The organism is Tateyamaria algicola (assembly GCF_047715485.1).
Taxonomy (GTDB): Bacteria; Pseudomonadota; Alphaproteobacteria; order Rhodobacterales; family Rhodobacteraceae; genus Tateyamaria.
Genome location: NZ_CP180422.1, coordinates 43,209 through 68,937 on the forward strand (window position 1 = coordinate 43,209; position 25,729 = coordinate 68,937).

Genomic DNA, 25,729 nt, shown 5'->3' on the forward strand with positions numbered 1-25,729 from the left:
GACACTGCCCTACACCCGGCTACTCTCGCCTCGACCAAACAGGAGCCCCCATGACCCTCGACGCCGTCCTCGCCCGCATTGACACCGACCTGCCCCAAGCCACGGATCGGCTGCTGGACCTCCTCCGCATCCCCTCGATCTCGACCGACCCGGCCTTTGCCGAACACTGCCAGACGGCGGCCGACTGGCTGGTGGCTGATCTGCAAAGCCTTGGGGTGACGGCAGAAAAGCGCGCCACGCCGGGGCACCCCATGGTTGTGGGCCATATCGACGGGCCCGGACCTCACCTGCTGTTTTACGGGCACTACGACGTGCAACCCGTTGATCCGCTTGACCTTTGGGATAATGACCCCTTCGATCCACAGATCGAGGACACGGCCAGGGGCCGCGTGATCAGAGGGCGCGGGTCTTCGGATGACAAGGGCCAGTTGATGACCTTTGTCGAGGCGTGCCGCGCCTGGAAGGCCGAACATGGCGCTTTGCCCTGCCGCATCACCTTCTTCTTCGAGGGCGAGGAAGAATCAGGCTCACCCAGCTTGATCCCCTTCATGAAAGAAAACACCGAAGAGTTGAAAGCCGACCTCGCCCTGATCTGCGACACAGGCCTCTTCGAAAGCCGCGTGCCCGCCATCGTCACCATGTTGCGCGGCCTGCTGGGCGAAGAGATCACGATCACCGCCCCCGACAAGGACCTCCATTCCGGCATGTATGGCGGTGTGTCGATGAACCCGATCCGCGTGCTGACACGTATCCTCGCCGGACTGCATGATGATCAGGGGCGCGTCACGGTGCCCGATTTCTACGACGGCGTGCACGAATTGCCCGACGATATCCGCAGCCAATGGCAGGGCCTCGCCTTTGATCATGCCACCTTCCTCGGTGATGTGGGCCTGTCGGAACCTGCTGGCGAACAGGACCGCACACCGCTCGAAATGATCTGGTCGCGCCCCACATGCGACGTGAACGGCATCTGGGGCGGGTATACGGGCGACGGGTTCAAGACGGTGCTGCCGTCACAGGCCCATGCAAAGGTCAGCTTCCGCCTCGTCGGCGATCAGGACCCGCACAAGATCCGCGAAAACTTCCGCAAAGTGGTGCGGGATGCCCTGCCTGCCGACTGTACGGTCGAGTTTCACGGCCATGGCGCGGGCCACGCCTCGGTCACCGAAACCAGCGATCCGGCGTTCGAGGCGGCGCGCGCCGCCCTCACCGCGGAATGGGGACTGCCAGCCGCTTACGTCGGCTGTGGCGGGTCAATCCCCATCGCCGGTCTGTTTCAGGAGATCGTGGGCACAACCCCGATGCTGGTCGGCTTTGGCAAGGATGACGACCAGATCCACTCGCCCAACGAAAAATACGACCTCGAAAGCTTCCACAAGGGCATCCGCAGCTGGGCACGCATCCTCGACGCGCTCAGCTAGTGCACATCGCGCAGCAAAGCCCGATGCGCTCTTTCATCTTGCCAATAAACTCCGGGGGTGCGGGGGCTGGCCCCCGCGCTCACATCCGAGGCAGAGACCACCATGCCCATGTTCGAAACCGATGACATCCACATCGCCTATGACGTTCAGGGATCAGGCCCACCTGTCCTGTTGCTGCAAGGCTTTCCGCAAACGCGCGCGATGTGGCACGCCATCGCCCCCGCCCTGGCGCCGGATTTCACAGTCGTAACTGCGGATTTGCGGGGCTACGGCGACAGCGCCAAGCCGCCCGAGATGGAGGATATGAGCTTTCGCGCCATGGCAGAGGATCAGCGCGCGTTGATGGCCTTCCTCGGCTTTGATCACTTTCACCTGGTCGGGCACGACCGGGGCGGGCGCACGGCGCACCGCCTGGCGCTCGACACGCCCGGCGCCGTGCTGTCGCTGACGCTCATGGACATCGTGCCCACGCACCTTCTGCTCTGCGAGCTCACGCAAGAGGTTGCGCGCGCCTATTACCACTGGTTCTTCCTCGCCCAGCCAGCGCCCTTCCCCGAAACGCTGATCGGGCACGACCCGGACGCCTATTTCGAAAGCTGCCTGGCCGGATGGGGCGGTGGCATTGAGGGGTTCGACGCGGATGCGCTTGGGGCCTATCGCCGGTCATGGCGCAATCCTGAGTGCATTCGCACCATGTGCAACGACTACCGGGCCGCCATCGATGTGGATTTTGCGCTGGACGGCGATGACCTCGGCAAGCAGGTCACATGCCCCGCGCATGTGATCTATGGCGGGGATGGCGTGATGGGCCGCGCCTTTGACGTGCCCGGAACATGGGCGGAGCGGCTGTCGGATATGCGCAGCACGGCGCTGCCCGGCGGCCACTTCTTTCCCGACACGCATCCCGAGGAAACGGCCAAAGCCCTGATCGCCTTCCTCACCGGCGTGGCGGAGGACACCTCCGCCTTACAGTAAGGCGCATCTCGATGCGCCTTTCAGGAAAATATGCAAGTGTTTGGAAAGGCGGGGGACACCTCCGCCTTACTGGACATCGTAAGGCGTACCTGTGGTGCGCCTGCGCCGTCAAATCACACCGCTAAACCGTTCCGGCAACACATATTGCGTGCCATAATCCGGGCGATCAAACTGGTAGTATCCCGTATCGCCCCGCGGCTTGAACGACCGCTGCATCTTGCGCCGCAAGGGGCGCATGTCAAAGGCGTCCATCATCTCAAGATCGGCAAAGGCCTCGAACACAGCGCGGTCCTCGCCGCGCGCTTCGGCAAACCAGTGCCGCCCGATTGCGGCCTCCTTCACGCCCGCGTTCACTTCCTCTGTCACCGCATTGCGGTGATCCATGACGCCCACATAAGCGCCAAAGTCGCAGAACTTCAGATGCATCAGATAAAGATCATCGGGCGTAAACAGCTTGTCCGCTTGGGTAAAATGGCCCCCGCGCGCGATTTTCACCGGCGCCGAGATGATGCAAGGCTTGGAATAATGCGGCGCCGGGCGCACGTGGCGGCGTGGCCCGAGGATATGATCCTCGATCACAGCCTCCTCCACATCAATGCGGTGGATCACTTCCAATCCAAGGGGCGTCAGCACACGCCCCTCGGGCGCGGCTTCGAGGAACTCGAGCAAACTGCCCCCGGCCTCGGGATCGCGGACCACCAATTCATCCACATCACCCACGATCACGTGGCGATAATAGCGGCGCAATCCACCCACCAGATTGTTCAGCAAACCCCAGCGTTTCACATCGAAATTCTTGTGCGGATCGCCCGGAATGCCGATGATGTTGCAGCCCGCGGCCAGCGCCGCCGCCTCGGCCCCACGCCCGTGGTTCACAACATAGCAATTCTCGCGCCCGAACATCTCACCGTAGTGGCGCAGCCACGCTTTGAGAAAAAACGCGTCATCGCGCACCATGGTCACGGCGGCCACTGTCTGCATCGGGTAAGGTCCTGCTCACTGGTTATTTTTGCGCAGTCTAGTGCAAGGACCCTGCCAAGAGAATCGTTAATTTGCCGCAAAGGTCCCCCATGTCCCTGCCCCCCGCCTTCGCTGAAACCGGCCTGCATCTCCAGCGCATGGGCGATGTCCCCATCACACGCTACCAGGTGCTTGGCGAACGCTCGTCCGGCACGAATTTTGTCAAACGGCTCTTGGGGCGCAACACGGGCCTGAAACCTACCGAAGTGCTGGGCTGGAAACACGGGCACCCCCATATGCTGGCGGTGCCACAGGACATGGCGGTGATCTGCGTGGTGCGGCGGGCGGACACTTGGGCGATGTCCATGTTCTCCAAACCCTGGCACACCACACCCGCGCTGCAGGCCCTGCCATTTTCCGATTTCATCCGCGCGGGGTGGGACACGGTCATCGACCGCCCGCGCTATTTCGAAGGGCTGGTGCCCGACGGCAGCACAGGCGCACCGCTGCAACACGACCGCGACCCGGTAACCGGCGCCCCCTATGCCAATCTGTTTGCCCTGCGCCGGGCCAAGTTGACCAGCCTTTTCAGCTTGTTGAAGCGGGATTGCACCTGCATCATTCTGCGCATGGAAGACGCACAGAGCGCGCCAGAGGCGACGCTTGATGCACTCCTGTCGGGCCTTGGCAGTCCGCCCCGCAGCGCTGCATTCCGCCCGGTGGTCAAGCGGTTGGGATCAAAGTTCAAACCGGCCGTCGATACGCGGCCCGCGGCCCCCAAGGGCTGGAGCGCGGCAGATCTGGATTTCCTGCGCGCCGAAACGGACGCGCATCAGGAAGCAATGCTGGGATACACGTACTGAACACCCCGCGCGACGCGCCATTTTCCGACACGGAAAATGGACCGGAAAACCTGTCGTTTTCCGCCACCGCATGTGACAGGTATTTGGATGAAAGTGGCGCGGTTGACGGGGCTCGAACCCGCGACCCCCGGCGTGACAGGCCGGTACTCTAACCAGCTGAGCTACAACCGCGCGTGACGGGCGGAATAGGCTGCAACGCCAGCGCCGTCAACGGGTTTTTGGAAGTTCATGCACCATCAAGGCAGCACGCACCGAACGCATGACAAAGAAAAAACGCCGCCCCCGAAGGAGCGGCGTATTTCGCAGCAGTGGCGCGGTTGACGGGGCTCGAACCCGCGACCCCCGGCGTGACAGGCCGGTACTCTAACCAACTGAGCTACAACCGCCCGCTGCGTTGCTCGGGTTTATGTCCACCGCCCTGCCCCGTCAAGCGGGGTTTTGCAGCAAAAGGGCGGAAAAATCACCTACGCTACTTGTCCGGCAGCGGGATGAACTCATCCTCATCCCCCGGCGGCAGCTGAAACCGGCCATGCGCCCAGTCGCCTGCGCGCCAGGCCTCCTTGGCCGCGTCGATCCGCTCGCGCGAGGAGGCCACGAAATTCCACCAGATGTGGCGCGACCCTTCCAGCGTGGCCCCACCCAGCAACATCAGGCGTGCACCCGCCTCGCCCGCCGTCAGCGACATCGCATCGCCAGGGCGAAACACCATCATCTGGCCCGCCTCATAAACGTCGCCGGCCACGGTAACCGCCCCCTGCACCACGTAAACGCCGCGGTCTTCGTGATTGTCCGGCAAGGGCAAGCGCGCCCCCGCCTCAAGAACCGCATCGGCATAGAACATCTCGGAGAACGTCTCGACCGGGGCGCGTTCGCCCCAGGCATCCCCAAGGATCAGGCGCACTTCCTTGCCCTCGCCTTGCAGAAACGGCAGATCAGCCTTGGCCGCATGCTGGAAATCCGCCGGATTGTCCTCGGCATCCTTGGGCAAGGCGACCCATGTCTGAATGCCGAACAGATCATGCGGACGCTTGCGAATCTCGCCATCGGTCCGTTCGGAATGGGTGATGCCGTGGCCCGCCACCATCCAGTTCACCGCCCCCGGTTCAATCCACTGATCGGTGCCAAGGGAATCGCGGTGATGGATCTTGCCCTTGTAGAGGTATGTGACCGTGGCCAGGCCGATATGGGGATGCGGGCGCACATCAATGCCCTTGCCCGTCACGAACTCCGCCGGGCCCATCTGGTCGAAAAAGATGAAGGGGCCCACCATCTGCCGCCTCGGCGCGGGCAGCGCGCGGCGCACCTCGAACCCACCCAGATCACGGGCGCGGGGAATGATGACGGTTTCGATCGCATCCACGGCATCGCCTTTGGGGCAATCGGGATCAAGGGCGGGGTTCCAGCTCATCTCGGGCACTCCTGACGTGTCATACCTTGGCAAGATAGGGCCAGTTGTCCCGCACACAACCAACATTGGCAAAGGGCATGCGTGCGCATCTGCACGAAAGGTCACACCGTGGGACAGGCATCCCGGCGCTGCGGAACACAGCTGCATAAAATGGCGATGCGCGTCAGTCGGGTCATCCGTCCAAGCGAACCACCTAAAATGAGAAAGGGGGATATGGTGGGTCGTGAGAGGCTCGAACTCCCGACATCTTCGGTGTAAACGAAGCGCTCTACCAACTGAGCTAACGACCCGGTCCGCATCTCTTAGCCCAAGGTGCAGGGCACCTTCAAGCCCCTTCCGACAGACAGTTCTGCACACCGCCCGACAGGTGATAAACCACCCCCTGCCCGCCCGGCAGATCGCCGTAAGCACCCGGCTCCAGCCCCAGCGCGTGGCAGCGCAACATGCGCGATGTGATGCCATGGGTCACGATGACCGCAGGCCCGCGCAGCCCGGCCAGAAACGCCCCGCAGCGGGCATAGAGCGCCTCTATCCCCTCACCGCCCGGGGCGTGGTCGTACCAGCCCAGATCGTCATCCGTTTCAAAGAGGTGAGGCACCTGTGCTGCGATCTCGGCCCGCAGCTTGCCCGTCCACTCCCCCATGGTGATCTCGCACAGGCGTGGGTCGTGGCGCAGATCGGCGGCGCGCGGCCCGAGGGCGATATGCGCCGTTGCCACCGCACGGCCCTGCGGGCTTGACCAACACGCCCATCCGTCAATGCCGTGGCTGGCCAACAGCCGCGCCTGGGCCGTCGCCTGCGCGCGGCCCTTGGCAGTCAGCGGGCTGTCCAACGCGCCCTGCATACGGCCCGCAAGGTTCCACTCGGTTTCGCCGTGGCGCAGGATCAGGAGGTCGGAATATGTCATGAGGTGTGGGCTAGCCGCACAAGCGGCGCACCACAAGGGGCAACAGCGTGTCACAGACCGCGCGTACCGCAGGCGCGTGTCGGGTGCGCGGATGGGTCAAACACCACAGCGCCCGCGACCGGGTGCCAAAGGCCGGATCGGGCGTGCGGGCCATGCAGTGCGGCACCCATGCCCGGCCCAGGCCCAGGTGAACAGCGAATGTCACCGCATCCTGATCCGACAGGCGCAAGGAAACGCGATCCGCCGCCTCGTCTGTCCATTGCGCTTGCGGCAGATGCGCCATTTCAGGCACGTACCCGATCCACGGCTCTGCCGTCCCGTCCACGACAAAAGGCACCTCGCACAGCTTGCGCACGATCACATCAGCATGGGCATCGGGGCGCGCGAGGCGCAGGGCAATGTCGGCATCGCCGCGCAACACGTCCAGACTGTCATGGGCGCTAAGCAGCGACAGGGTGATTTCCGGCGTTGTTTGCGACCAGACGGGCAGTTCGGGCAACAGACCTGCGCCAACCACCCAGGGCACAGCCGTCACACGCACGTTGCCTTGCGGGCTGATACGCCCGCCGAGCTCCGCCTGCGCATGGGCAGCCGCATCCGCCATCCTGCGCGCATGCAGCAACAGCGCCGCGCCCTCGTCCGTCACGCCGGCCTCGGGACCGCGCCACAGGATGTGGCCCAGCCGTTGTTCCAGTCGCCGCACATGGCGCGCGACGGTGGTTTCGTGCTGGCCCAAGGCAGTCGCTGCACGGGCAAAACTGCCCGCCTCTGCCACGCCGTGAAACACGCGCATGTCGTCCCAGTCCAGATCCTGCATTCCTGCAAGTCACCTTTGCTGTTGTCTGAATGGTATGTGCTTTTTCGCAACTCTAACATGGGGACAGACATCCGTAAGGAGGCAACATGCCCTATCTCATCCTGTTCGAAGACGCCCCCGGTCATGACCATGTCCGCGCCGCGCATGTGGCCGATCACCTTGCGTTCCTGTCCGCGCATGCAACCCAGATCGACGCCGCCGGCCCCTTGTTTGAGGGCGACAGCGGCGCTGGCGGTGCCTGGGTTGTGAATGTGGACACGGCAGAGGATGCAACCGCACTGATCGAGGCGGACCCGTTCTGGCCCACAGGCTTGCGCAAATCGGTGCGGGTGTTGCGGTGGAAGCAGGTATTCAGGGACGGCACTGTACAGTGATGGCGGAGCCGGTCAGGCCATCCGCGCGGGAAAACGTGTCAGTGTCGAAAATGGTAGACGCTCAGTGGGTGATAAGAGATTCGAACTCATGACCCAGCGTGGCTCCGCAGGAGACGCGCGTCGGTCAGGCCATCCACGTGGCGCAACCAATCAGTGTACAAAACGGTAGGGGCTTGGTGGGTGATAAGAGATTCGAACTCCTGACATCTTCGATGTGAACGAAGCGCTCTACCACTGAGCTAATCACCCAAAGCCCGCGCGTCTTAGCCAAGAGCGCGGGCGCTTGCAAGTGTCGGCTTGCGAGAAAAACCTATTCGGCGGCGGCAGGCGCATCCGTGGCGTCGTCCAGATCCTTGGGATCGGGGTGCGCTTCCTGCGTTGGCAGGTCCTGGGACTGGCGAATGCGGGCGATCATCATCTTGCCTGCGGCCAGCTTTTTCTCGCGGTTGACCTTGATCTTGCCCAGTGGCTGAAGGTTCAACTCGCGCCCGTCCTGCAAGGCCGATCCGAGCACGGCGAGGGTCGCCTCGACCGCCGGTTTGACGTCTTTTTTCTTGAGGCCGGATTTCGCGACAACGGCATCAATCAACTCTTTCTTGCGCATCATGGGCCCTGCAACCACGGGGGTGGGAGAGTCGACCACAACCGGGGCTGTTGGCGCCGCGGCCTTTGCGGCGCTGGTGGTTTTTGTCGTCGTGCTGGTCGTCGTTTTGGGTTTGGCCGCGCTGGTGCGCGTGGTCTTGGTCGTGCTGGTCGTCTTGGTGGTGCGGGTCGCCATGGGGTGCCTCTGCCTTTGTCACTGCTTTGGGGCTGCATAACGCGAAACCTTAAGCAATTCCACAAGAACGGGACAAAGTACCCCATTTCGCAGGGATTGGAGCGGTTTTCGCAACAATCCCGCGCAAGGATCACGCAGAACCCAAGCCATGCAAAATCGGCGCGGATGGCCTTTGGCCCACCTCCAACGCCGGGTGCCACCCGTTGCAGAGGGCCCGGAAACGAAAAAGGGGCGCGCAGCATGTCCGCTGCGCGCCCCCCATCCTTGGATCAAAGGTGATCAGTGCGCGGTGGCACCGGCACCCGTGTCACGGGCCGCCGCGGCTGCGGCCGCTGCGGCCTCTTCCGCCGCCTCGTCCCATTCGATTGCGTCGGGCTTGGCGATAAGGGCACGCTCCAGCACGTCCCGCACATGCGTGACCGGGATGATGTCCAGCCCCTCTTTGACGTTGTCGGGAATCTCGGCGAGGTCCTTTTCGTTCTCTTCGGGGATGAGAACGGTCTTGATCCCGCCGCGCAGGGCGGCCAGCAGTTTCTCTTTCAACCCACCGATGGGCATCGCATTGCCGCGCAACGACACTTCGCCCGTCATGGCGATGTCCTTGCGCACCGGAATGCCCGTCAGCACCGACACGATCGAGGTGACCATGGCCAGACCCGCGCTTGGCCCATCCTTGGGCGTGGCGCCATCGGGCACGTGCACGTGGATGTCCATCTTGTCGAATTGCGGCGGCTTCACCCCGATCTGGGGGCTGATCGAACGCACATAGCTGGCCGCGGCGTCGATGGATTCCTTCATCACGTCGCCCAGCTTGCCGGTCGTCTTCATCCGCCCCTTGCCGGGCAGCTTCAGCGCCTCGATATGCAGCAGATCGCCACCTACGGAGGTCCAGGCCAGACCCGTCACAACGCCGACCTGATCGGCCTGCTCGGCCAGCCCATAGCGGTGCTTGCGCACGCCCAGGAACTCATCAAGGTTCTCACCGGTGACCTTCACGGTCTCCGCCTCTTTCTTGACGATCTTGGTCAGCGACTTGCGCGCCACCTTGGCAATCTCGCGCTCAAGGTTCCGCACGCCCGCCTCGCGGGTGTAGTAGCGGATGATGTCGGACAGCCCGTCATCGGTCAGTTCGAACTCGGACTTCTTCAGCCCGTGGTTCTTGACCTGCTTGGCGATCAGGTGCTGCTTGGCAATCTCGCGCTTTTCATCCTCGGTATAGCCCGCCAGCGGAATGATCTCCATGCGGTCAAGCAATGGCCCAGGCATGTTGTAGCTGTTCGAGGTGGTCAGGAACATCACGTTCGAAAGGTCATATTCGACCTCCAGATAGTGGTCCACAAACGTGCCGTTCTGTTCCGGATCAAGCACCTCCAGCATCGCCGACGCCGGATCACCGCGGAAGTCCTGCCCCATCTTGTCGATTTCATCGAGCAGGATGAGCGGGTTTGTCGTCTTGGCCTTTTTCAGCGCCTGAATGATCTTGCCGGGCATCGAGCCAATGTAGGTCCGACGGTGACCGCGAATTTCGCTCTCATCGCGTACACCACCCAACGAAATGCGGATAAACTCGCGCCCCGTCGCCTTGGCAACCGACTTCCCAAGCGAGGTTTTACCCACACCGGGAGGGCCAACCAGACACATGATCGGGCCCTTCATCTTCTTGGAACGCTGTTGCACCGCCAGATACTCGACGATGCGCTCCTTGACCTTCTCAAGGCCATAGTGGTCGTCATCGAGGATCTTCTGCGCGCGGCCCAAATCCTTCTTCACGCGGGATTTGACGCCCCACGGGATCGACAGCATCCAGTCGAGATAGTTGCGCACAACCGTGGCCTCGGCCGACATGGGCGACATGTTCTTGAGCTTTTTCAGCTCCGCATCCGCCTTCTCGCGCGCTTCCTTGCTCAGCTTGGTCTCGGCGATCTTGGCTTCGAGTTCGGCCACTTCATTCTTGCCGTCCTCGCCATCACCCAGCTCTTGCTGGATCGCCTTCATCTGTTCGTTCAGATAATACTCGCGCTGCGTCCGCTCCATCTGGGATTTCACGCGGGTCTTGATCTTTTTCTCGACCTGCAGAACCGACAGTTCGCCCTGCATCAGGCCATAGACCTTTTCCAACCGCTCGCTCACTGCCAGCGTCTCGAGCAGGTCCTGCTTTTGATCGACTTCGATGCCCAGATGCCCGGCCACGAGGTCGGCCAGCTTGGCAGGTTCAGTAGTCTCCCCGACGGCGGTCAGCGCCTCTTCGGGAATGTTCTTCTTGACCTTGGAATAGCGCTCGAACTCTTCCCCGACCGACCGCAACAGCGCCTCGGTCGTGGCCATATCACCGGGCATCTCGGTCAGATACTCGGCGCGCGCCTCAAAGAAGTTGTCGTTTTCCAGATATTCGGTGATGCGCACCCGCGCCTGCCCCTCGACCAGCACCTTCACGGTGCCATCGGGCAGCTTCAGCAGTTGCAGCACATTGGCCAGGACACCCGCCTTGTAGATGCCCGAGGCTTCGGGGTCGTCAATGGAGGGGTCGATCTGGCTCGACAGCAGGATCTGCTTGTCGTCGGCCATCACCTCTTCCAATGCGCGGACCGATTTGTCACGGCCCACGAACAGCGGCACGATCATGTGGGGGAACACCACGATATCGCGCAACGGCAGCACCGGGTAAGAGGCGTTCAGTGGCTCTTGCATGCTCTTTTCCTTATCATTGGCAAGACAGCTCGGTCCCGGCATGCGGCAACGCGTGGCTGTCTCCGTGTTTAGGACTGCTTGATCTGTGATCTCAGCGCCCGAGTGTCAAGGTGTACCCTGACCTGCCAAAGGCAAGGGTGCAATGGGGCCAATCAAACTGTCCCCAGTTTTTTGACGCAAGCTGTCGTGTTTTTGTGTCGCTTTGCCCCAATATGTGGCCATTGCACCCAAAGGCTGCGGCAGGATGCCGTGAGTGTCGCGCGCAGGCGGACGTCACGGCGATGTGTTGATGGCCATGCGCCTCGTGCAGGCCTGCGATTGTCTCGCATTTGGAAACAACCACCACATGCGGGCACGTATTGGGTCTCGGACTCACGATCTTTTAACCAATACTGCCCTATGGATTGTCTCAAGTTGTTGGAATCGAGGGTTGCCGCTGCGGCACATCGGCTCCGTGTATCGTGGTAGTAATTCTTGAGGTAGAACATTGGGCGCGCTTGGTATTCTTTTCATTATGACCGGCCTTCTGGCCGCCTTCGATATCGACGATGAGGACGACACGGCGGACATGCCCGAGGAAGGGCTGACACCCGATCCCATCATGCCCGTGTCTTCCATCCTGCCCGACGACGGCGTTAGCATGTGAGGGGCGGCATGTCGGTGCGCGTGATCCCCCATGCTTAGCGTCATTGTCACCTTCTATGACGAGGTCGCGTTTCTGCGCACTGCCCTGCGGTCCGTGCGCAACCAGGGGATCGACGGGCTCGAGCTGATTGTCATCAATGACAATCCCGAGCGGTTCTCTCCCGCCGATGTCGAGGCACTGACACAGGGTTTCGACGCCCGCATCATCCACCACGCCGAGAATCGCGGCCTGTCTGCGGCCCGCAACACAGGGATCGTGGCCGCCAACGGGACATGGATCGCCTTCCTGGATGCCGATGACTACTACACCTTCGGGGGGCTGAGCGATCAACTCGCCTATGCCCGCGAAAGCGGCGCCGACATCACCCACGCGGCCTGCTATCTCGGCGCGGAAAGCTCGGTCCACTCCACCCTGCTGCACCGCGACTCCAAATTGCACATGACCCAGCGCGTCGTCACGGGCCGCATGGCCGCTCAAGAGGCCCAGTTCATCGTGTCGTCCTGGTCTAGCATCTACCGCGCCGATTTCCTCGACAAGAACGAGCTGTGGTTTGACCCCGAACAGCGCAAGTTCGAGGACCGCCTGTTCGTGCTCAACACCGTCACCGCCGCGCGCAAGGTCGCCTTTCTGGGCAAGGCCGTGCGGGTCTGGCGGCGGCGCGCCAACTCCATCTCGTCCTCGGCCACGTCGCCCGACACCCATCTGCTGCAAGTGCAGCTGCTGGAAAAATGCATGGACCACATCCGCGCCGCCAGCGCCGCGCAGGGCCTCGCCCCCCGCTACCTCAAGCGCGAGCTGTTCAACACCATCTCGCGCCTCATCTGGGACATGGATATTCTGGCCCCACTCGCCGCGGGCGACCCCGCCTATGACCAGATGGGGCAGCGCATCGTGACCCTGCTGGGCACGGACAGCTTTGGCCACGACATCTTTGCCGATCCCATGGTCGCCGCCACCAGCCGCGTCGGCATGCGCACGCGGGCCGGGCTCATCTCACGCACCGACTTCTTTGCCCTGCACAAGGCCTGGCGCAGCGGCGACTTCACCGGCGCGCAGGCCCTCATGGCCGCCTGCAAACCCGCCAAGGCCCCTGCCCCCAAACCGCATGTGCATCCGCAAAAACGCCTCGTGCTGCATGTCGGCCTGCACAAGACCGGCACCACATTCGTCCAGCATCACCTCCTGCATCACGCCGAGGCGTTGCGCCGCGCTGGCATCCTGATCCCACGCACCGGCTTTGACACAGACGTCGCGGGCCGCCCCGGCGCGCTCTCCGGCCACCAGGGCCTCGTGCGCGCGCTGCGGCAGGATGACGACGCCACTTGGGCGGCCCTGCACAGGGAAATCGACGCAAACCCCGCGCGCACGGTTCTGATCTCGGCTGAAAACCTCAGCTTTCCCACGGCACCCGACCGCGACGCGCTGATCGCCAGACTGTTCGACCGGCTTGGCGGGTTTGCCCAGATCGACGTCGTGGCCCTGCTGCGCAGCCCTGCCGACTATGCCGAGGCGTTTTATGCCGAATGGGTCACCTCGGCCCATCCGGGCGGCGCGCGCAGCATCGCCGAAACGCTGGTCGATCACGCCGGCAGCCTGACAGATGCCGCCGCCCTCTTCGCCCCGTTCGAGGACGCAACGGGGCGCAAAGTCCAGCTTGCGGACTTTGATGCCTTGCGCGCGGGCACAGGCCTCTGGCGCGGTTTCTGCGACCTCGCCGGGCTGCCCAACGCCCTGCCCGAGATCGAAGTGCCACACTATCCCACCCCGGATCGCGCCAGCATCCAGCTCATGCAGCTCATCAATACCACGGTGGCCAGCCAGACCCGGCGGCAAAAGCTGATGCAAGCCTATTTCAGTGACCAAAGCCGCACGCGCACCAAGGGCGACAGCCTGCTCAGCCCACCGCAACGGATCGACCTGCTGGACCGGTTCGCCGTCTCAAGCGCTGCGTTCTGCAGCACGCGCGGCTATGCGCCAGACATCGAAAGAACAAAACAGCAACTCGAAACAGCAAACTGGTCCGCACCGGACTCGATCCCGCTCGACGCGCTGTATGCCTTGCTCGATGCAGGCGCCCAGATCGCGGGCGACAACCCGCCGCCCCGCACGGACACGTCCCTTCAGGACGCAGGAAAAAAACGCAGAAAACACCGGTACGGATTTGTCATTCGCCCCAAGCCATGGGTGGCCAACCTGCTCGACAAGGTTCTGGGGCACGCGTGAAGATCGCCGGGGATGGTGGGCGGGGCGTCGTGCTTGCACGCGCGCCGCGCCCCATCCTCACACCAGGGTCAGGACCGCCAGAATCGATACGGCGAACCAAATCGCGGAAAATACGGCAAACTGCATGACGATCCCTCCCCAGGGTGTGTGAATGGGCTTAGCGTATGTCACAGGCAGGTTTGGCGCGATGGAGGAATTCCTGACCCTCACGTCCTGAACGCCAAACATCCCGCGCCCACGCCCGGCACCCGATGCCACACCGGCCCTGCGCCCAATTTCACTGTCATGCATTTTCAAACCACCTGTTCCACTCAACCAAACAGGTAGCGCATCACCCCTTAACAACGGGTTGCGCTCAAAGGCGTGGAATGTCGCCCTCGGCCCTGTCGGCATGGAAGGCGGCCTGCCAGGCCGCGAAGGTGCCCGCAGCGATGGCAGACCGGATGCCCGCCATCAGATCCTGATAGTAATGCAGGTTGTGCCATGTCAGCAGCATGGACGAAATGATTTCCTGACTGCGAAACACGTGATGCAGATAGGCGCGCGAATAGCCGCGGCAGGCCGGGCAACCACAGGCCTCATCCAGCGGGCGCGGGTCATCCATATGCCGCGCGTTCTTGATGTTCAGCACACCGTTCCGGGTAAACACCTGCCCCGTGCGCCCCGACCGGGACGGCAACACGCAATCCATCATGTCGATGCCGCGCGCCACCGCGCCGACAATATCATCCGGTTTGCCCACGCCCATCAGATAGCGCGGCTTGTCCGCGGGCAGCTGGTCGGGCGCAAAGTCGAGACAGCCGAACATGGCCTCCTGCCCCTCGCCTACGGCCAGCCCGCCAACCGCGTACCCCTCGAACCCGATGGCTGTCAGGGCCTCCGCACTCTGCGCGCGCAAATCCTCTTCCAGCCCGCCCTGCTGGATGCCGAACAACGCGTGGCCGGGCCGGTCCCCGAACGCATCGCGCGACCGCTGCGCCCACCGCATCGACAATTCCATCGATTGCGCAATCCGCGCGCGATCCGCAGGCAAGGCGGGGCATTCGTCAAAACACATCACGATGTCCGAGCCCAGCAAACGCTGGATCTCCATCGACCGCTCCGGTGTCAGGCTGTGCTTGGACCCGTCGATATGGGATTTGAAGGTCACGCCCTCTTCGGTCAGCTTGCGCAGGCCCGCAAGGCTCATCACCTGAAAACCACCCGAATCTGTCAGGATCGGACCATCCCAATTCATGAAACGGTGCAGACCGCCCAAGGCATCAATGCGCTCGGCCGTCGGGCGCAACATCAGATGATAGGTGTTGCCCAGCAGGATATCCGCCCCCGTCTCGCGCACCGAACCGGGCAACATCGCCTTGACCGTGGCGGCGGTGCCGACCGGCATGAAGGCGGGCGTGCGGATGTCCCCGCGCGGGGTGGAAATGGTGCCGGTGCGTGCGCGCCCGTCCGTGGCGGCCAGATCAAAAGAGAATGTGCTCATGGCGCCCCTCATGCCGCGCGTTGCAGCAAATGCCAAGGCCCCGAAGACAGCGACAGCCAGCCCGGGCGCTGCGCGATATTACCCCGCAATTGCCCAACACTGGTACGCTCCGCGCCCGTTTGCTGCCTCAATTTCTTGGTTAATGGCCACCCACAAGGCGATTTCAGCCGTTTCAAAGCAACTGCGCCCAATACCGGCGCCAGTCCAAGGCAACAGACAGGCACAGATCAATGTATTATGACCCGACAACTCTGGTCACCATCGTGACGCAGGACACAGCCAATAATCAGGGCTGGACAAGCATTTCAAACACCTATGACCCCTTCGGCTTTCTCGTGGCGCGCGTGACCGAGATGGACAACGGCTCCACCCAGTCCGAAACATTTTTCGGGCCACAACGGCTCAGCCTCACGGTCACTGACTCGGCCGCGAACAGCGCCTCATGGGCCTCGCGCACAACCGAATGGGACTGGATGGGCAACAAGACCAGCCGCACCACGGTCGAAGACAATGGCGACACGCGCACCGAAAACTTCGACGTCGTCACGGGCGCGCGCATCGCACGCATCGAAGTCGACCACAGCGACAGCAAGGGCTGGTACTCCAAATCCACGTTTTTCGACTCGACGGGTACGATCAAGATTGGCTCGGAAAGGGTGACCGACAGCGGGCGCATCGACGCGGTCACCTTTGATGCCGCCACCGGCGCGCGCAGTTCGCGCACCATCACGGATGGCGGTGATGACCACAGCTGGCACAGCATCTCGACCGTTTTCGATGTGAACACCGGCAAGAAAACCGCACAGACCACCCTGCAGGACGACCAGAGCAGCGAAACGCTGGAATGGGTCAACGGCAAGCTGACGGTGCGCACCAAAGTGGATGGCACGGCGGATGCGTTCGAGTGGCAAAGCCACGAGACCACCTATGATGCCAAGGGCAAGGTTGCCCAGATCCGCGAGGTCGAGGATGATGGCGATCTGGTTGTGCAAACCTTTGCGGGCGGCACCCTGATCGAACAGACCACATACGACAATTCCGACAGTGCGACCTGGCATGTCGAACAGGTTTCCTACGACGCCGCCGGCAATGTGACCGACACGCAGTATTTCGACGAAGGCGGATTGCTCCTGATCGTCTAATGCAGCGCAAACCGCACATGCCGCATCCGTTGTGATGCGCGGGCGTGGTTGCTAGGGTGGTCGCCTAACGCAAGGCAGGAGACCACCCATATGGAGACGTTGAATTTCGGTTGGGAGGAATGGATCGGCCTGCCCGCTCTGGGTTTGCCCGCGCTCAAGGCCAAGATCGACACCGGCGCGCGCACCTCGGCCCTGCACGCCCACGACATCGAGGTGTTCGGCCCCGACAAGGAGCCCAAGGTCCGCTTCAACGTCTTTCCGGTTGCCGGGCGCGACGACATCTCGATCACCTGCTCGGCGCCCATCCTAGACAGGCGCGAGGTCACCTCGTCCAACGGTGAGGCAGAATTGCGCTATGTCATTGAATCCACGCTGGAAGTCGCAGGGCAGACCTGGCCCATCGAAGTCACGCTGACCGACCGCTCCTCCATGACCAGCCGCATGCTGCTGGGCCGCCAGGCGCTGGCCGACCACATCTCGATCACCGCCTCCGAAAAGCGCTTGCAACCCGACCTCAGCTACGACGTCTACCACTCGTCCGCCATGCGCAAGGTCGCCCCGCCCCGTTCCCTGCGCATCGCCGTGCTCAGCCGCGAGGACAACTATTCCACCCGCCGCCTCGTCGAGGTCGGCGAAGACCGCGGTCACACGGTCGAGGTGATCGACACCACGCGCTGCTACATGGCGATCAACGCCATGGCCCCCGAGGTGCATTACGACGGCAAGCGCCTGCCCCGCTATGACGCGGTGATCCCGCGCATCGGTGCATCCGTCACCGCCTATGGCACGGCCGTCATCCGCCAGTTCGAAACCACCGGCACCTATTGCGTGAACGGCAGCGCGGGCATCACCGCCAGCCGGGACAAGCTGCACGCCCATCAGATCCTCGCCTCCAAGAAAATCGGCATGCCCACCACGGCCTTTGCCGCCTCGCCCCGCGACACCGCCAACATCCTCGGGCTTGTCGGCTCGGCCCCCGTCATCGTCAAACTGCTGGAAAGCACGCAAGGCAAAGGCGTCGTGCTGGCCGAAACGAAAAAGGCCGCGGAATCCGTGATCGACGCCTTTCGCGGCCTGCGCGCCAACTTTCTCGTGCAGGATTTCGTCAAGGAAGCGGCGGGCGAAGACATCCGCTGCCTCGTGATCGACGGCAAGGTCATCGCCTCGATGAAGCGCACCGGGGCCGAGGGCGACTTTCGCTCGAACCTGCACCGGGGCGGATCGGCCAAATCCGTGCGCATCAGCCGCGAGGAACGCGACACCGCCGTGCGCGCCGCGCGCGCCTTCGGGCTCGGCACCTCCGGCGTTGACCTGCTGCGCTCCGAAACCGGGCCCAAGGTCCTCGAAGTGAACTCATCCCCCGGTTTCGAGGGGATCGAAAAGGCGACCGGCAAGGATATCGTGGGCAAGGTCTATGATATGATCGAAACGCGGGTGAAACCCCGGCCCGCCCGGCGCCGAGGGTGATCCGCGCGATATATACTTGACTAAATATGCCTCAGAATATATATCATCAATACCGAAACAGGCAGATCGTCTTCCCGGATGACCGCTATCTGTCTGATTTCATGGACAGTATCCGGTCGCTTGAGCGGCGTGAAGACAAGCTTGGCGTGCTGATGCTGGAAGAGGAACTCAAGACCAATGACCCCGACGCCGATGAAAGATGTGGTTTGCTGGCCGACCGGTTCGAAGTGTTCGCCATCCGGATTCCGGGCAGCACGACGCACCGCCTCGCGGTCTCCATCGATTTCAAGTCGGGCCAGCCTGCCCCGCCTGTCATGCTGCACGGCGTCTTTCGTGCGCAATCGGCCTGCGTGCAGGCGCGCCGCCATGCGGAACAACACCGCGATCTGATCAACCCAAGCTGGGAGCCCTGAACATGACATCCCTCAAGTCCATATTGCTCACCGAAGATCCCAAGCTCGAGGCGGCCTATGACCAGTCCGCCATCAAGCGGGACATCGCCCTGATGCTGCGCGCCCTGCGCAAGAAGGCGGGGCTGACCCAGACCGAACTGGCGGTGCGCACCGGCCTGTCGCAATCCCATATTTCCAAGATCGAGGCCCCCACCGGCGGCCTGCCCGAGATCGAGTCCTGCGCCAAATACGTACATGGCTGCGGCCAGTCGCTGCTGATTTCCCCGGTCTCGCATGCCGTTGCGGCCCAAAACAGCGGTGCAGAACTGCGCGCCGTGATCTGAGCGCGTGGATGTGAGCGCTGCGGCAGAGGCATATTTTACCTTCGAACGGCTGCTCAACGCGTTGAGCGTCGCAGGCATCGCCATCCTGTCGGTGCCCGCCTTTTCGCTGAACTTCCGCAAACGCCAGCTCCACACCATCGAAACGATTGTGCGCAAACGCGAGCAAAACGGCGCCGACAGCGCGCTCGACGCCATTGCCGACGAACTCAAGGATGGCGCGCAGCAGGACACGGCCAAATGGCGCCCGATTGACCAGACCTGCCTGCGCTGGGGTTACTTTCTGCTGCTGGGTCCGGCCATCCTGCGCGCACTGGTTGTTTAGGTATGCGCCACGATCTGGCGATCACAGCCAGCGCGCCCCCTTTACCGCCCCTGCTACAAACCCTATATAAACGCTCAGGAACGACCACGGGGACGTCATGAACCAGCCCAACGAACAGCTTGAAGGCACGCCGCTCATCGCGCCGTCCTCGACAGATCATCCGCTGCACGAAGCGATCGTAGAGGCATGCCGCACCGTCTACGACCCCGAGATTCCGGTGAATATCTTTGAGCTTGGCCTGATCTACACCATTGACATCAATGCCGAAAACGAGGTGCGGGTGATCATGACCCTCACCGCCCCCGGCTGCCCCGTCGCGGGCGAAATGCCGGGCTGGGTCGCGGATGCGATTGAACCGGTTGCCGGCGTCAAACAGGTCGATGTCGTCCTGACATGGGAACCCCCCTGGGGGATGGAGATGATGTCGGACGAGGCGCGCCTCGAACTGGGCTTCATGTAAGCCCCCGGCTTCTCGACACAAAACCTTTACAAAACCATCATGCGCGCATCGGGAAACCGTCATATGCGCGCGTCATGCTGCGCGGGCGGATGATCCGTATTCTGCACACGCGCGATCACTCGCATGCGCCTGTATCCCCGTACCCCGCGCTCCCCCGCGCGTTGCAGGCCAAACCAAGGGCCGCCGCGTCCAAACCCGGCGGCCCTTTCCTTTGGGCGCACTTGGTTGGACGCTCAGAGGCGGCGCAAAACCCACATCAGGATCCGCCGACGGCGTGCCCGGCGCTTGCGGTTTTGCATGTCCTCTTTCATTTTTGCAAACTCGCTCTGCTCCTGCTGGTACAAACTGTTCATTTCCATTGATTTATAGGGGTGACGCATGGCACATCCTTTCGGTTACACCCTCAAGATGGCAGCCCGTGACCGGCATTGTCAGACCTCAGAAACCCAACTAGGCTTGCATTTATGCAAATCACCGATTGGACAGATTTCGGCCTCTTCACGGCCGTCGCCCGTGCGGGCACCCTTGCCGGCGCGGCGCGCGAAACCGGGCTCAGCCAGGCGACCCTGTCGCGGCGCATGACCGCGCTGGAACAGCGCACCGGGCGGCGCCTCTTTGTGCACGGGGCCAGCGGCTATACCCCCACCGCCGAAGGGCGCGCGCTGCTGGAACGGGCCAAGCGGATGGAGGCCGCGGCCCGCGACATCGCCCATTGGTCCGCCGCCCAATCCGGCCCGCCCCGCGTGCGAGTGTCGGCAGGCACATGGACGTCCGAATTCCTCGCCCGCATCCTCACCGCCTATTGGACACCGGATGCGGCCTGGACGCCGGAATTCGTCAGCTGCAACCTCGACATGGACATCGAGCGGCGCGAGGTCGACATCGGCGTGCGCAACCGCCGCCCCAACCACCCCTGGCTTGCCGGGCGGCGCATCGGCACGGTGCACCACGCCGTCTACGCCACGTCGCCCGATATCACGGGATGGATCGGGCCCAGCGATGACACCGCCACCCTGCCGTCCGAGGCCTGGACCGTCGCCAATCACGGCGATCAGATGGTCGCCGTGTCCAATGATCCGCAAATCCGCATGGCGCTGGCCCGCGGCAGTATAGGCCGCGTCGTACTGCCGACCTTTGCAGGTGATGCGGTGCCCGATCTTGTGCGTGTCAGCGACATCATCGACGCGCTCACCTCCGAGGAATGGCTGGTCTGCCACCAGGACACGCGACACGACCCCGCCATCCGCGCCGCCCTCGACGCCATCGCGATGGGGCTGCGCATGCACGCACCCTTGCACGAGGCGGGCCAAAGCCCTACCTTAACAGTCGGATAATCGAGGTTCTCACCCATGTTTTCGATCCCCGGCAAACAAGCCGTCAGCATCACGCCCCGCGCCGCCACGCAAATCTCCAAACTGATGGAGAAAGAGGGCCATTCCGGCCTGCGCATCGGCGTCAAGAAAGGCGGCTGTGCGGGCATGGAATACACCATGGAATACGTGGACGAGGCCGACCCCAACGACGAATCCGTCGAACAGGACGGCGCGCGGGTGCTGATCGCGCCCATGGCGCAGATGTTCCTGTTCGGGACCGAGATCGACTACGAAACCTCGCTGCTCGAATCCGGGTTCAAGTTCAACAACCCGAACGTCACCGACGCCTGCGGCTGCGGCGAATCCATCAGCTTCAAGGATGTCGAGGCGCTCACAGCCGAGCAGAACGGCTGACATGGCCCTCTCCGAGGAAGAGATCGCACACGCGCTCGACCTCTTTGCCGGTGTCGGCCCCCTCACCACACGCAAGATGTTCGGCGGTCTCGGGATCTATCACGAGGGCAAGATTTTCGCCGTGGTGATGTCGGACGGAAGCACGCGGATCAAGGGCCAGGGCGAGATGCAGGCGCGCTTTGACGCCATGGGCATGACGCGCTGGACCTATCAGCGCGAGGGCAAGGCGCTCACATCCATGCCCTATTGGACCCTGCCCGACAGCGCACTCGACGACGCTGAAGAGGCCGCAGCCCTCGCGCGCGAAGCGCTCAAGTACCTCTAACCCCAGTTAGTAATCATCGCCCTTGTAGCGGTTCGGCTGCCCCTTGGCCCCCGCCTCGCCGATAAACGCGGCCCAGTCATCACCGGGGCGCCAGATGCTCTCCATATTGGCGAAGGCATCCGCCTCTGACATGTCGAACCCCGCCTTGGCATAGCGGTAGAAAAAGGCACTGACCCGCGCGTTATAGATGCAATGCAGGTGGATTTTCTCACGCGGCAAGCGCTCGATGGCGTCGCAGAACTGCTCAAAATCCGCATCCGTGGGGTCCTCGAACGCGACCGGAATGTAGATGTAGCGCATGCCAAGCGCACCGACCGTCCCCGCCTCGTCCGCCAGCGCGCCATCATTGTGGTGCGGGCCAAGGTTGATGATATGGGTCACGCCAAGCGCCCGGATATCGGCCAGTTCCGCCTCGCTCGGCTGGCCCGAGGTCGTAAGACGCGCGTTGATCCGCCGCCAGTTCAGAATGTTGGGCAAATCTGTCATGTCACGCTCCTTGGGTTGCGTCGTGCAGCGGCGGGCAAGCCGCATGCGCCTTGGTAAATCGGTTGGTGGATGCGGGAAAACGGTGCAGCTTGTCCGCCGGGCGCACCGGGCGCGGCACGAAATTGCCCCCGCAATTGGGGCACACGCCGCCCAGGCGCTGCGCAACACAGTCCGCACAGAACGTACATTCAAAACTACAGATCCGGGCATGTTCCGCATCGGGCGGCAGGTCCGTATCGCAGCATTCGCAATTGGGTTTCAACACAAGCATCAGGCGCTCTCCATCTTATCTGCCCATAGACTAGCGGCAAAAGATCAGGCAGAAATGACAAGATGACCTCGAAAACTGCCAAATCGACACATCCCGCCAAAGGCCCCCGGCTGGTCGTCTTTGTTGTCTACCGCAACATCGTCCTGCTGGATCTGGTGGGCCCGCTCCAGGTCTTTTCCCACGCGCCGGACCCGACAACCGGGCAAAACGGCTATGAATGCGCGGTGGTGTCCGTGGACGGAACGCTGACCGACACAAACACCGTGGTGTCGATCCCCAGCCTTGCCGCCGCGCAGGTGCGAGATCGCGCCATTCACACGCTGGTCGTGGTGGGGGGTGACGGCGCCATCCCGGGCATGCATGACGCGAAACTGGTCGATACGGTGTCGATGCTGGCCAGGCGCGCGCAGCGGGTCTGTTCCGTCTGCTCCGGCGCTCTGGTGCTGGCCGCAACCGGCCTTCTCGACGGGCGGCGTGCCGTAACCCATTGGGACGATTGCGCAATGCTGGCCGACGCCTTTCCCGATGTGCGGGTCGAGATGGACCCGATCTATGTCAAGGACGGCCATATCTGGACCTCTGCGGGGATCACCGCAGGCATCGACATGGCACTGGCCATCGTGGCCGAGGATCTGGGCCGCGCCTCTGCCCTGACCGTGGGCCGCTCCATGGTGGCACAAATGGTGCGCTCGGGCGGGCAATCCCAGTTCAGCCCGGTGCTCGGGCGTCAATTGCGCGACGGCGCCGGTCAATTCGAGGCCCTGCATGACTGGATGACCGACAACCTGCACGTGCCCCTCACCGTCGACGTGCTGGCCGCGCGCGCGAACATGAGCGCACGCAACTTCGCCCGTGTCTATGCGCAGGTGATGGGCGTGACACCGGCCAAGGCGGTCGAGGCGATGCGCATCGCACAGGCGCAGGACCTGCTGGAGATCACGCATCACAGCATCAAGCAGATCGCCACCACATGCGGCTTCCATGATGAAGAGCGGATGCGCCGCGCCTTCCTGCGCACGACCCACGTGTCCCCCTCAGACTACCGGCAGAACTTTCAAGTGCCGTAAGGGGGTGGCGCACAGGCCCTGACACGGGGATTCCGGGCACAGGAAACACGCCCGCAGACCGCCATGCCCGCGCAGCGACCGCTCGACAGCCCGCGGTCAGGGGGACTAGATTGATCCGTACATGAAACACATCGAACTGCGGACAGCCGATGCCGATGCCATGGACCTACAGACACGCTTCAAAGGAGTGGCGCGCCTTTCTGGACGACGCCAAGGAACGGATGTCGCTTCAGTCCGACAATATGGCCTACACCGCCGTGGATGCCGTGCTGCAGGTGTTCCGGCGGCGTTTGACGGCGCAGCAAGGCCTTGATTTTGCAAGCGTTCTGCCTGCTGTGCCCCGTGCGATCTTTGTCCATGGCTGGGACGTGACTGCCTCCCCCGTCCCTTTCGCCGCGCGCGACGCGCTCACGCAAGAGGTCAGACAAATCCGCGCAAATCACAACCTGACACCGGATAATGCGATCGAGGCCGTCGCATGGGCCATCAGGCGCCACACCAACAAACGAGATTTCGAGCGCGTGTTGGCCCGACTGCCGGACGGCGCGGTCGCCTATTGGCATGTCGATGTTGAAGACCCCGCAGAACTGGAACAGCGGATCATCTAGCACACAGGGCTCACACCCCCAGTTCACCCACCAATTGATCGACAAAGGCCCGCATGAATCGCACCCGCGTCTCTGCCATGGCACGTGCCGGGGCGGTGTGCAGCGTCTCGGCGACCCGGTACATCTTGACCTCAAAATGGTCGAGCGCATAGGCCCCGTCATCCAGGGGCCGCGCATCGGCCAGCGGGTCACCGCCGTGAAACAGGCCGCGCCCCATTTGTCCCGACACGCTGAAACAGCGCGCAATGCCGATCGCGCCCAGGGCCTCCAGCCGGTCGGCATCCTGCAAAATCCGCGCCTCCAGCGTCTCGCAGGCGACACCGGCGGAGTAGCTGTGCGCGCGGATGCAATGGGCGACGGCCGCCTGCCCGCCGAGGCCTCGCGCCGCCATCCACGCAACCGCATGATCGGCAGAGAGGCTCGCCGCCTCTGTGCGGCGCGGATCGTCCTTGGGCAGGTTGATGATGTCATGCAGGAATGCCGCAATCATCAGCACCTCGCGGTCCACCTTGGCCTCCACCCGGTCCGCGATCTCCGTGCAGGTCGCCCACACCCGCCGCACATGCCAGATGTCATGCGCCCCGTCCGCCTGACCGGCCCAAACGCGCGCAACTTCTGCGTCAAGGTCGTCCTGCAAGCTCATGTTTTACCTTGCAAATGAACATATGTCTCGCGAAAGCGCGCGCTCAGGTGATCCCCTGCCAACATCACCGTGTCACTGCCCTCGGGCGCAACATTGGTGTCATAGGTCGGGTTGAAGAACAGCGGCACCGATATCCGCTCTGCCGTGCCCCCCACCACACGGTGGGGCGTCGCCTTGACGCGACCGGCTGTCCAGAATTCCAGCATCTCGCCAAAGTTGATGATGAATTCGCCCGGCCGCGCGCTGACAGGCAACCACCCACCACCCCGCTTGCGCACCTCCAACCCCGGAGAGCCGTCCGTCGCAAGCAAGGTCAAACAGCCGTAATCGGTGTGGGTCGCAATGCCGAAATCCTTGGCCCCCGCCCATGCAGGCCGCTCGGGATAGTAGTTGCCGCGCAGCAGCACCATGGGCGTCTCAAACGCCCCCTCAAAGTAAGACGCATCCGCCCCCAGACTGCGCGCAATGGCCCGCAACAGCCCCTTGGACACCTCCAGCGCATCCGCGTAATAGGCCGAGATCACCGCCTTGAAGGCCGGGTCCTGCGGCCACATGTTCGGCGCATAAAACACGCGATCCCCAAGAGGATGGCCCTCGGGCAGCTGATACCCCACATCAAAGAACTGCTTGTAGTCCGGATTGGCATCCGGATCGACCTGCTCGGACCCCGGCGCGCCCCACCCACGGTTCGACCCGGTGCGCGCCATGTCCAGATCGCGCTTTTGCGCCTCCGGCAGCTTGAAAAACGCGCGATACGTCTCGATCACCTCCTCGACCCGCGCCGCTGTCAGGCCGGTGTTGTACACCGTCGCAAACCCGACCCCTGTGGCTGCCGCCCCCAGGGCCGCCAGGCTCTCTGCATCGCCCGCTGCCAGTGCCGCGCTATCCAAACGTGGGATCATACCCGCCTCCTGCTCCAATTCGGGGCCAGC

The 25,729-nt window shown here is 63.1% G+C and carries 29 protein-coding genes and 4 tRNA genes; 17 read left to right on the plus strand and 16 right to left on the minus strand.

Annotated features, from left to right (window positions below):
* Window positions 1-50 precede the first annotated feature (50 nt).
* Window positions 51-1,421, plus strand: a complete 1,371-nt coding sequence (locus ACMHLQ_RS02405; RefSeq protein ID WP_415403172.1) for a M20/M25/M40 family metallo-hydrolase — start codon at window positions 51-53, stop codon at window positions 1,419-1,421.
* Between the two features lie 102 nt (window positions 1,422-1,523).
* Window positions 1,524-2,396, plus strand: a complete 873-nt coding sequence (locus ACMHLQ_RS02410; protein WP_415405346.1) for an alpha/beta fold hydrolase — start codon at window positions 1,524-1,526, stop codon at window positions 2,394-2,396.
* A 108-nt stretch (window positions 2,397-2,504) separates the two neighbouring features.
* On the opposite strand, the gene ACMHLQ_RS02415 is transcribed toward ACMHLQ_RS02410, so the two are convergent.
* On the minus strand, window positions 2,505-3,377 hold the full coding sequence (locus tag ACMHLQ_RS02415; RefSeq protein ID WP_415403173.1) for a glycosyltransferase family 2 protein: 873 nt from the start codon (window positions 3,375-3,377) through the stop codon (window positions 2,505-2,507).
* Window positions 3,378-3,466: 89 nt separating this feature from the next.
* Between ACMHLQ_RS02415 and ACMHLQ_RS02420 the strand changes: the two genes are divergently transcribed.
* Entirely contained in the window at window positions 3,467-4,219 is a 753-nt protein-coding gene (locus tag ACMHLQ_RS02420; protein WP_415403174.1) for a hypothetical protein, read from the plus strand.
* 94 nt (window positions 4,220-4,313) lie between these two features.
* On the opposite strand, the gene ACMHLQ_RS02425 is transcribed toward ACMHLQ_RS02420, so the two are convergent.
* The 6 genes from ACMHLQ_RS02425 to ACMHLQ_RS02450 form a co-directional block, all read right to left on the minus strand.
* Window positions 4,314-4,390, minus strand: a tRNA-Asp gene (locus ACMHLQ_RS02425).
* Between the two features lie 138 nt (window positions 4,391-4,528).
* A tRNA-Asp gene (locus ACMHLQ_RS02430) sits at window positions 4,529-4,605 on the minus strand.
* A gap of 83 nt (window positions 4,606-4,688) precedes the next feature.
* Window positions 4,689-5,627 carry a pirin family protein gene (locus tag ACMHLQ_RS02435; protein WP_415403175.1) on the minus strand — a complete coding sequence of 313 codons (939 nt, stop codon included), beginning with the start codon at window positions 5,625-5,627 and terminating at the stop codon, window positions 4,689-4,691.
* A 214-nt stretch (window positions 5,628-5,841) separates the two neighbouring features.
* Window positions 5,842-5,917, minus strand: a tRNA-Val gene (locus ACMHLQ_RS02440).
* Window positions 5,918-5,952: 35 nt separating this feature from the next.
* Window positions 5,953-6,534: a histidine phosphatase family protein gene (locus ACMHLQ_RS02445; RefSeq protein ID WP_415403176.1), complete on the minus strand. Its 582-nt coding sequence runs from the start codon at window positions 6,532-6,534 to the stop codon at window positions 5,953-5,955.
* 10 nt (window positions 6,535-6,544) lie between these two features.
* On the minus strand, window positions 6,545-7,351 hold the full coding sequence (locus tag ACMHLQ_RS02450; protein ID WP_415403177.1) for a LysR family transcriptional regulator: 807 nt from the start codon (window positions 7,349-7,351) through the stop codon (window positions 6,545-6,547).
* 86 nt (window positions 7,352-7,437) lie between these two features.
* Between ACMHLQ_RS02450 and ACMHLQ_RS02455 the strand changes: the two genes are divergently transcribed.
* On the plus strand, window positions 7,438-7,725 hold the full coding sequence (locus ACMHLQ_RS02455) for a YciI family protein (protein WP_415403178.1): 288 nt from the start codon (window positions 7,438-7,440) through the stop codon (window positions 7,723-7,725).
* A 174-nt stretch (window positions 7,726-7,899) separates the two neighbouring features.
* Here the strand turns inward: ACMHLQ_RS02455 and ACMHLQ_RS02460 are convergent.
* The 3 genes from ACMHLQ_RS02460 to lon form a co-directional block, all read right to left on the minus strand.
* Window positions 7,900-7,974: transfer RNA gene (locus ACMHLQ_RS02460), tRNA-Val, on the minus strand.
* A gap of 61 nt (window positions 7,975-8,035) precedes the next feature.
* Entirely contained in the window at window positions 8,036-8,503 is a 468-nt protein-coding gene (locus ACMHLQ_RS02465; RefSeq protein WP_415403179.1) for an HU family DNA-binding protein, read from the minus strand.
* A 279-nt stretch (window positions 8,504-8,782) separates the two neighbouring features.
* Complete coding sequence (lon, locus tag ACMHLQ_RS02470) at window positions 8,783-11,191, minus strand: endopeptidase La (RefSeq protein WP_415403180.1); 2,409 nt, start codon at window positions 11,189-11,191, stop codon at window positions 8,783-8,785.
* A 514-nt stretch (window positions 11,192-11,705) separates the two neighbouring features.
* Here lon and ACMHLQ_RS02475 point away from each other — a divergent pair.
* A complete protein-coding gene (locus ACMHLQ_RS02475) occupies window positions 11,706-11,837 on the plus strand; it encodes a hypothetical protein (RefSeq protein WP_415403181.1) in 132 nt (43 codons plus the stop codon).
* A gap of 30 nt (window positions 11,838-11,867) precedes the next feature.
* On the plus strand, window positions 11,868-14,060 hold the full coding sequence (locus ACMHLQ_RS02480; protein ID WP_415403182.1) for a glycosyltransferase family 2 protein: 2,193 nt from the start codon (window positions 11,868-11,870) through the stop codon (window positions 14,058-14,060).
* 355 nt (window positions 14,061-14,415) lie between these two features.
* On the opposite strand, the gene tgt is transcribed toward ACMHLQ_RS02480, so the two are convergent.
* Complete coding sequence (tgt, locus tag ACMHLQ_RS02485) at window positions 14,416-15,543, minus strand: tRNA guanosine(34) transglycosylase Tgt (RefSeq protein WP_415403183.1); 1,128 nt, start codon at window positions 15,541-15,543, stop codon at window positions 14,416-14,418.
* 230 nt (window positions 15,544-15,773) lie between these two features.
* On the opposite strand from tgt, the gene ACMHLQ_RS02490 reads away from it, so the two are divergent.
* The 6 genes from ACMHLQ_RS02490 (at window position 15,774) to ACMHLQ_RS02515 (ending at window position 19,670) form a co-directional block, all read left to right on the plus strand.
* Window positions 15,774-16,685 carry a hypothetical protein gene (locus ACMHLQ_RS02490; protein WP_415403184.1) on the plus strand — a complete coding sequence of 304 codons (912 nt, stop codon included), beginning with the start codon at window positions 15,774-15,776 and terminating at the stop codon, window positions 16,683-16,685.
* A gap of 90 nt (window positions 16,686-16,775) precedes the next feature.
* A complete protein-coding gene (gene rimK / locus ACMHLQ_RS02495; RefSeq protein ID WP_415403185.1) occupies window positions 16,776-18,152 on the plus strand; it encodes a 30S ribosomal protein S6--L-glutamate ligase in 1,377 nt (458 codons plus the stop codon).
* Between the two features lie 26 nt (window positions 18,153-18,178).
* Window positions 18,179-18,565: a hypothetical protein gene (locus tag ACMHLQ_RS02500; RefSeq protein ID WP_415403186.1), complete on the plus strand. Its 387-nt coding sequence runs from the start codon at window positions 18,179-18,181 to the stop codon at window positions 18,563-18,565.
* 2 nt (window positions 18,566-18,567) lie between these two features.
* Window positions 18,568-18,888 carry a helix-turn-helix domain-containing protein gene (locus tag ACMHLQ_RS02505; protein WP_415403187.1) on the plus strand — a complete coding sequence of 107 codons (321 nt, stop codon included), beginning with the start codon at window positions 18,568-18,570 and terminating at the stop codon, window positions 18,886-18,888.
* A gap of 4 nt (window positions 18,889-18,892) precedes the next feature.
* A complete protein-coding gene (locus tag ACMHLQ_RS02510) occupies window positions 18,893-19,210 on the plus strand; it encodes a hypothetical protein (protein ID WP_415403188.1) in 318 nt (105 codons plus the stop codon).
* Between the two features lie 97 nt (window positions 19,211-19,307).
* Window positions 19,308-19,670 carry an SUF system Fe-S cluster assembly protein gene (locus tag ACMHLQ_RS02515; RefSeq protein ID WP_415403189.1) on the plus strand — a complete coding sequence of 121 codons (363 nt, stop codon included), beginning with the start codon at window positions 19,308-19,310 and terminating at the stop codon, window positions 19,668-19,670.
* A 233-nt stretch (window positions 19,671-19,903) separates the two neighbouring features.
* On the opposite strand, the gene ACMHLQ_RS02520 is transcribed toward ACMHLQ_RS02515, so the two are convergent.
* A complete protein-coding gene (locus ACMHLQ_RS02520; RefSeq protein WP_415403190.1) occupies window positions 19,904-20,050 on the minus strand; it encodes a hypothetical protein in 147 nt (48 codons plus the stop codon).
* 84 nt (window positions 20,051-20,134) lie between these two features.
* Between ACMHLQ_RS02520 and ACMHLQ_RS02525 the strand changes: the two genes are divergently transcribed.
* The 3 genes from ACMHLQ_RS02525 to ACMHLQ_RS02535 are packed head-to-tail and all read left to right on the plus strand — an operon-like array spanning window position 20,135 to window position 21,722.
* Window positions 20,135-21,004, plus strand: a complete 870-nt coding sequence (locus tag ACMHLQ_RS02525) for a LysR family transcriptional regulator (RefSeq protein ID WP_415403191.1) — start codon at window positions 20,135-20,137, stop codon at window positions 21,002-21,004.
* 15 nt (window positions 21,005-21,019) lie between these two features.
* Window positions 21,020-21,397 carry a HesB/IscA family protein gene (locus ACMHLQ_RS02530; RefSeq protein ID WP_415403192.1) on the plus strand — a complete coding sequence of 126 codons (378 nt, stop codon included), beginning with the start codon at window positions 21,020-21,022 and terminating at the stop codon, window positions 21,395-21,397.
* Window position 21,398: 1 nt separating this feature from the next.
* Window positions 21,399-21,722, plus strand: a complete 324-nt coding sequence (locus ACMHLQ_RS02535; RefSeq protein WP_415403193.1) for a TfoX/Sxy family protein — start codon at window positions 21,399-21,401, stop codon at window positions 21,720-21,722.
* Window positions 21,723-21,728: 6 nt separating this feature from the next.
* On the opposite strand, the gene ACMHLQ_RS02540 is transcribed toward ACMHLQ_RS02535, so the two are convergent.
* Together ACMHLQ_RS02540 and ACMHLQ_RS02545 are read right to left on the minus strand one after the other, a co-directional pair.
* Window positions 21,729-22,208: a protein tyrosine phosphatase family protein gene (locus tag ACMHLQ_RS02540; RefSeq protein WP_415403194.1), complete on the minus strand. Its 480-nt coding sequence runs from the start codon at window positions 22,206-22,208 to the stop codon at window positions 21,729-21,731.
* A 1-nt stretch (window position 22,209) separates the two neighbouring features.
* Window positions 22,210-22,479, minus strand: a complete 270-nt coding sequence (locus ACMHLQ_RS02545; RefSeq protein ID WP_415403195.1) for a DUF1272 domain-containing protein — start codon at window positions 22,477-22,479, stop codon at window positions 22,210-22,212.
* Window positions 22,480-22,541: 62 nt separating this feature from the next.
* Between ACMHLQ_RS02545 and ACMHLQ_RS02550 the strand changes: the two genes are divergently transcribed.
* Together ACMHLQ_RS02550 and ACMHLQ_RS02555 are read left to right on the plus strand one after the other, a co-directional pair.
* Window positions 22,542-23,546: a GlxA family transcriptional regulator gene (locus ACMHLQ_RS02550; RefSeq protein ID WP_415403196.1), complete on the plus strand. Its 1,005-nt coding sequence runs from the start codon at window positions 22,542-22,544 to the stop codon at window positions 23,544-23,546.
* A 155-nt stretch (window positions 23,547-23,701) separates the two neighbouring features.
* Window positions 23,702-24,154, plus strand: coding sequence for a DUF2267 domain-containing protein (locus ACMHLQ_RS02555; protein WP_415403198.1), 453 nt, complete (start codon window positions 23,702-23,704; stop codon window positions 24,152-24,154).
* A gap of 10 nt (window positions 24,155-24,164) precedes the next feature.
* On the opposite strand, the gene ACMHLQ_RS02560 is transcribed toward ACMHLQ_RS02555, so the two are convergent.
* On the minus strand, window positions 24,165-24,797 hold the full coding sequence (locus ACMHLQ_RS02560; RefSeq protein ID WP_415403199.1) for an HD domain-containing protein: 633 nt from the start codon (window positions 24,795-24,797) through the stop codon (window positions 24,165-24,167).
* Entirely contained in the window at window positions 24,794-25,699 is a 906-nt protein-coding gene (locus ACMHLQ_RS02565; RefSeq protein WP_415403200.1) for an isopenicillin N synthase family dioxygenase, read from the minus strand. Before ACMHLQ_RS02565 ends, ACMHLQ_RS02560 begins: the two co-directional genes overlap by 4 nt.
* Between the last annotated feature and the right edge of the window lie 30 nt (window positions 25,700-25,729).